We start from the raw sequence: 1,592 nt of genomic DNA on the forward strand, positions 1-1,592 counted from the left end.
CTCCTACAATGGGTTGGCGTACACCCTGTAGGAGCTGTCGAGTGAAACGAGGCTGCGATCTTTTCGCTTACCTCAACATTCGCAACTGACCACCGTGGTGGACGGTCGCGCCACCTCGACACTCAACTCAAACCCCTCATCCAGCCACCCCGTCACTCCGCCGATCATCTCCTTGACCGGGTAGCCCAGTGCCGCCAGTTTCACCGCGGCCTTGTTCGCGCCGTTGCAGTGAGGGCCGGCGCAATAGACCACGAACACACTGGATTTGGGATACGCCGCCAAGGTCTCGGCAGTCATCAACCGTCCCGGAATATTGATCGCGCCGGGCACATGCCCGCGCTCGAAAGCCAACGGGCCGCGTGTATCCACCAGAATAAAATCCACTTCGCCAGCCTGTTGGCTGCCGTACACGTCGGAACAATCGGTTTCAAACGTCAGGCGATTGCTGAAATGCATCAGGGCAATGGCGGACGGGGCTGCGGGAATGGCGCGAACCAGGCTGGTCATGGGTGTAGTCCTAAATCTCAGTGGGTGTAGGCAGACTTTATCTGCGCGGCACTTGCCGCTACAGTGGCGCACAAGACACTCACCGGGAACTTTCCGCCAAATGCAGCCCAACCCTGGATTAGTCGCGATCCTGGCCTACGACGGCCTGTGTACCTTTGAGTTCGGCATCGCCGTGGAGATCTTCGGCCTGGCCCGGCCGGAGTTCGATTTCCCGTGGTACACCCATCAAATCGTCGCCGTGGATACAGGCCCGATGCGCGCCATGGGCGGCATTCAGGTGCTGGCGGACGGCGGAATGGAACTGCTGGAAAGCGCCCGGACCATCATCGTGCCGGGGTGGCGCGACCGTCAGGCACCGGTGCCGGAAGCGCTGCTCAACGCGTTGCGTCAGGCCCACGCGCGAGGTGCGCGGTTGCTGTCGATCTGCTCCGGGGTGTTTGTGCTGGCGGCCACCGGATTGCTGGACGGCCACCGTGCCACCACCCATTGGCGCTACGCCGGCGAACTGGCTGAGCGCTTCCCGAATATTCTGGTGGACCCGGACGTGCTCTACGTCGATTCCGGCCAGTTGATCACCTCGGCCGGCAGCGCGGCGGGCATCGATGCCTGCCTGCATCTGGTGGCGCGGGACTTTGGCACTCAGGTCGCCAACTCGGTGGCGCGGCGACTGGTGATGTCGCCGCAACGCACCGGCGGTCAGGCGCAGTTTATTCCTACACCGGTCAGTCCAACGCCCCGCAGCGATTTGTCTCGCGTCATGCAATGGGCCCGGGAACGCTTGCACGAACCGCTGGAAGTGCGCGACCTCGCCAGTGAGGCGGCGATGAGCGAACGCACGTTCCTGCGCCGTTTCACCGAGGCCAGCGGCCAGTCGCCCAAGACCTGGTTGCAACATCAACGCCTGGCCCGGGCGCGGGAGTTGCTGGAGAGCACGGGCGACAACACCGAGCAGATTGCCGAGCGCTGTGGTTATCGGTCGGTGGAGAGTTTTCGGGTGGCGTTTCGCAGCGTGGTGGGGGTGCCGCCGTCGGTGTATCGGGAAAGGTTTGGGCGTGGGGTACAGGCTGTTTTTTGAGGTGCTCTTT

Annotated in this window: 2 protein-coding genes; one reads left to right on the plus strand and one right to left on the minus strand. The window is 63.0% G+C overall.

All coding sequences use genetic code 11. The features are described 5' to 3' along the window. Nucleotides 1-72: 72 nt before the first annotated feature. Nucleotides 73-507 (minus strand): rhodanese-like domain-containing protein, encoded by a 435-nt coding sequence (locus HB680_RS32425; RefSeq protein WP_213942325.1) that lies wholly within the window; start codon nt 505-507, stop codon nt 73-75. A 100-nt stretch (nt 508-607) separates the two neighbouring features. Between HB680_RS32425 and ftrA the strand changes: the two genes are divergently transcribed. Beyond that, entirely contained in the window at nt 608-1,582 is a 975-nt protein-coding gene (gene ftrA, locus HB680_RS32430; RefSeq protein WP_213942326.1) for a transcriptional regulator FtrA, read from the plus strand. The last annotated feature ends 10 nt before the right edge of the window (nt 1,583-1,592 follow it).

The sequence above is a fragment of the Pseudomonas sp. dw_612 genome, assembly GCF_018449725.1.
Lineage (GTDB): Bacteria > Pseudomonadota > Gammaproteobacteria > Pseudomonadales > Pseudomonadaceae > Aquipseudomonas.